We start from the raw sequence: 3980 nt of genomic DNA, 5'->3' as shown, positions 1-3980 counted from the left end.
TTCAGGTAATCCCAAGGCGCCTTCGATTCGGGGGGGGGGGGGGGAAAAGCCGCGCGTCTGTTCGTCGTAATCCCAATAGAAGCCGTCGGTATAGACCAGGCCTTGCGCCGCATCGAGGCCCAGCGCATGGACGTCGGACAGGAACACCAGCAGCGCCACCAGGCGTTGATCCTTGCCGCCCACGGCGAAGGAACGCGCCTGCTTGATCGCATTGACGACGTCGGTGCCGCCGTCAGCCAGGCCGATCACCTGCGCCTTGGAGGCCTGCGCCTGCAGCAGGAAGGACGAGAAGTCGGAAGCGTTCAGCGGATGCCGCACCGAACCCAGCACGGTGCCGCCGTTGGCCTTGACCACATCGGACGCATCCTTCTCCAGCGAGTGGCCGAAGGCATAGTCAACCGTGACGAAATACCAGGACTTGTTGCCCAGCTTGGTCAGCGCCGCAGCCGCGCCGGCCGCTTGCGAATAGGTGTCGAACATCCAGTGGAAGCCGTTGCTCGCGCATTCGGCGGTGGTCAGCGCGCCCGTGGCCGGACCGCTGTACATGGCGATGCCGCCCTTTTCCTTGATCAGTTTCTGCACCGCCAGCGCCACCGACGAATTGGTCAGGTCGGCGATCGCCTCGACCTTGTCGCGGTCCAGCCATTCCCGTGCGCGCGTCACGCCGACGTCGGGCTTGTTCTGGTTGTCGGCCGCGAGCACTTCGATCTTCATGCCCTTGCATTCGGCCTTGAGGCAATCCTCGATCGCCAGTTTGGCCGCGACCACCGAACCCTGGCCGCCCATGGCGGAGTACGGGCCGGACATGTCGGTCAGAATGCCGATTTTGACGGTGTCGGAGTTTTGCGCCTGGCCTCCGTGATATAACTGTGCCGACGTCGGGCTTGTTCTGGTTGTCGGCCGCGAGCACTTCGATCTTCATGCCCTTGCATTCGGCCTTGAGGCAATCCTCGATCGCCAGTTTGGCCGCGACCACCGAACCCTGGCCGCCCATGGCGGAGTACGGGCCGGACATGTCGGTCAGAATGCCGATTTTGACGGTGTCGGAGTTTTGCGCCTGGACGGCGGACGGCGCCGGCGATACAAGTCAGGGAAAGCGCTGCGACGGCAAGGCCGGCGCGGATGTTCTTTTGCATGAAGTCTCCTCGTTATATGTTTTATGAAATTGCTCTGCGGCGATTTCGAGACTCATTTTGCATGTGCGTTAATATCGTTACAATAACCAATAATTCAAAAGCCCTTTGCATAATTGCAAATCCAATGCAAACGGCTTACAGCAATGCACAACGGAGACAAGATGATGGATTGGGACAACCTGCGGGTATTCCTCGAACTCACGCGCAGCCAGGGCCTGGTCGATGCCGCCAAGAAACTCGGCATCGATCATTCGACCGTATCGCGGCGCATCAAGCGCTTTGAAGAACAGGTCGGCAGCCAGCTGTTCGACCGCAACAACCACGGCTACAGCCTGACCGCCGACGGCTATCGGCTGGTGGAATACGCGGAAAAGATAGAAAGCACGGTCTACGCCGCCGCCGAGGAACTGGGCGGCCACAACCGGCTGTTGTCGGGCCAGGTGCGACTGGGCGCGACGGAGGGCTTCGGCACCTTCGTGCTGGCGCCGCACATTGCCCACTTCTGCGCACGCAATCCGCACATCTCGGTGGACATGCTGCCGATGCCGCGCTTCGTCAACCTGTCCAAGCGCGAGGCCGACATCAGCGTGACCATCGAGCGGCCGGTCAGCGGTAATTACGTTGTCACGAAACTGGCGGACTATGCGCTCAGGCTGTACGCTACCCCGGCCTACCTGGAAAGCCATCCGCCGTTGCGCAGCGTGGCCGATCTCGAATCCCACGCCTTCATCGGCTATATTGACGATCTGGTGTTCAGCGAGGAGCTGCGCTACAAGGAAAACATTGCGCCCGAGGCTTTTCGCGCCTTCCGCAGCACCAGCGTGATTGCGCAATACACGGCGGCGCGCAGCGGCCAGGCGCTGGCAATCCTGCCCTGCTTCCTGGCGCAGCAGTCGGACGATCTGGTGCCGGTGCTGCCTGATGAAGTCGAGATCAAGCGCTCGTTCTGGCTGGTTGCCGCCAGCGAACAGCGGCACGTCGCGCGGGTGTCGGCGCTGTGGAGTTACCTGCGCGACTGCATGGAACCGAACAAGGAATTTTTGATGGGGAAGTCGCGTCAGATGACGTGGATCAAATGAGAACGCGCAGCCAGCGCGCATTGTATGTGTTTCAGCAATTCCACCAGAGCCCCCCCGGCTCGCACATCAGGAGATCAGCATGGCAGCAAAGAAGATTTTATTGTTGACCGGCGACTTTGCCGAAGATTACGAAACCATGGTGCCGTTCCAGGCGCTGCAAATGGTCGGCCACGCGGTGCACGCCGTCTGCCCGGGCAAGAAGGCGGGCGACAAGATCAAGACCGCCATCCACGATTTTGAAGGCGACCAGACCTACACCGAAAAGCCGGGCCATCAGTTCGCGCTCAACGCCAGCTTCGACGAGGTCGATCCCGCTAAGTACGACGCCATCGTCATCGCCGGCGGCCGCGCTCCCGAATACCTGCGCCTGGACGCCAAGGTGATTGCCATCGTACGGCATTTCGCCGAAGCTAAAAAACCGATCGCGGCGGTTTGCCACGGCGCGCAATTGCTGGCGGCGGCGGGCGTGATCGAAGGCAAGAAGATTTCGGCTTATCCGGCTTGCGCGCCGGAAGTCAAACTGGCCGGCGGCCACTATGCAGAGATCGCCGTGGACGCCGCCGTCACCGACGGCAACTTCGTCACCTCGCCGGCATGGCCGGGCCATCCGCAATGGCTGGCGCAGTTCCTCAAGGTGCTGGGTACGGAGATCAAGCTGTAGTCTTTTCCTTCGCCCGTTAAAAAGCCGCAGCCTGTGATGGGCTGCGGCTTTTTTATCTACGTCAGTTCCTGCTTAACGTTTGGCAATCCAACTCGGCGATTCTTTTTCGAGGAAGGCGCGCAAGCCTTCCTTGCCCTCTTCAGACGCGCGTAAATCGGCGATCACGCCGGTGGTGTAATCGCGCAGCGCCGGCGTGGCCGGCAAAGGATTGGCGACCTGCGCCAGCTCCTTGGCGCGCCGCATGGCTTGCGGGCCGTTGGCCAACAACGCCACGATGATTTGTTCGGTCTTCGCCTCCAGCTCCGTGGCCGGCACCACCTCATGCACCAAGTCGATGGCGGCGGCGCGGATGGCGGAGAAGCGCTCCGCCGTGACGAAATAGCGGCGCGCCTGCGATGTGCCGATCTTGGCGATCACGTAGGGGCTGATGACCGCCGGCGCCAGTCCGAGCTTGACTTCGGACAGAGCGAAGAAAGCATTGTCGCCGGCGATGGCGACGTCGCAACAAGCCACCAGGCCGACGCCGCCGCCCATCACGGCGCCCTGGATGCGGGCGACGGTCGGGCATGGGAAGCTGTTGAGGTTTTCCATCAGCGCGGCGAGCTGGTGCGCGTCCTTGAGGTTGTCCTCGCGCGTGGCGTCGGCCATGCGGCGCATCCAGCCGAGGTCGGCGCCGGCGGAAAAGGATTTGCCGGTCGAGGCCAGCACCAGCACGTTGACGTGCGGGTCGTCGCGCGCTTGTCCGATCAGGTCGATCAGGCGGGCGATCAGCAGGTCGTCGAAGGCATTGTGGACTTCGGGGCGATTCAGGGTAATGGTGGCGACCCCGCGCGCGTCGATGGTCAGATCGGCGACTTGGCTCATGATGGGCTCCTTTGTCTTTTATTGATTGCTTGATGGCCGATGGTAAAAGAAAAATGCGATCAAGGGGATGTGCGAAAGGAGATTAGCGGGAAATGAGGGAATGGGTTGTCTTTGAGAGGACAAAGACGATGGCCGTTGCTGGATTTGGTGCAGGCTTTGCGGGCGTGCTCGTTTCGGCTTTGCCGGAACATTGCTATTTGTTCTTGGGATTATTTTCTTTTGAGCGAGATCGCCGGTCGG

3 protein-coding genes and 2 pseudogenes are annotated in these 3980 nt (G+C 61.3%); 2 read left to right on the top strand and 3 right to left on the bottom strand.

Going from position 1 to position 3980, the window contains the following annotated elements; translation table 11 throughout:
- Together HLUSI_RS30590 and HLUSI_RS34540 are read right to left on the bottom strand one after the other, a co-directional pair.
- A pseudogene (locus HLUSI_RS30590) lies at positions 1-849 on the bottom strand (ABC transporter substrate-binding protein); the annotation flags it as partial.
- 7 nt (positions 850-856) lie between these two features.
- A pseudogene (locus HLUSI_RS34540) lies at positions 857-1057 on the bottom strand (ABC transporter substrate-binding protein); the annotation flags it as partial.
- Between the two features lie 240 nt (positions 1058-1297).
- On the opposite strand from HLUSI_RS34540, the gene HLUSI_RS0124605 reads away from it, so the two are divergent.
- Together HLUSI_RS0124605 and HLUSI_RS0124600 are read left to right on the top strand one after the other, a co-directional pair.
- The gene (locus HLUSI_RS0124605; RefSeq protein WP_029363993.1) at positions 1298-2215 is read left to right on the top strand and encodes a LysR family transcriptional regulator; all 918 of its coding nucleotides are present in this window, start codon (positions 1298-1300) and stop codon (positions 2213-2215) included.
- Between the two features lie 79 nt (positions 2216-2294).
- Complete coding sequence (locus HLUSI_RS0124600; protein ID WP_016836461.1) at positions 2295-2876, top strand: DJ-1/PfpI family protein; 582 nt, start codon at positions 2295-2297, stop codon at positions 2874-2876.
- A gap of 72 nt (positions 2877-2948) precedes the next feature.
- Here HLUSI_RS0124600 and HLUSI_RS0124595 read toward each other — a convergent pair whose 3' ends face one another.
- The gene (locus HLUSI_RS0124595; protein WP_016836460.1) at positions 2949-3740 is read right to left on the bottom strand and encodes an enoyl-CoA hydratase-related protein; all 792 of its coding nucleotides are present in this window, start codon (positions 3738-3740) and stop codon (positions 2949-2951) included.
- Positions 3741-3980: the final 240 nt, after the last annotated feature.

This window comes from Herbaspirillum lusitanum P6-12, from assembly GCF_000256565.1.
Taxonomy (GTDB): Bacteria; Pseudomonadota; Gammaproteobacteria; order Burkholderiales; family Burkholderiaceae_D; genus Herbaspirillum; species Herbaspirillum lusitanum.
This window is presented reverse-complemented; position numbering and strand designations above follow the sequence as displayed.

Excerpts from the sequence above, each read along its gene's own strand:
- HLUSI_RS0124600 (WP_016836461.1), top strand. The coding sequence starts at position 2,295 with ATGGCAGCAAAGAAGATTTTATTGTTGACCGGCGACTTTGCCGAAGAT.
- HLUSI_RS0124595 (WP_016836460.1), bottom strand. The coding sequence starts at position 3,740 with ATGAGCCAAGTCGCCGATCTGACCATCGACGCGCGCGGGGTCGCCACC.
- HLUSI_RS0124605 (WP_029363993.1), top strand. The coding sequence starts at position 1,298 with ATGATGGATTGGGACAACCTGCGGGTATTCCTCGAACTCACGCGCAGC.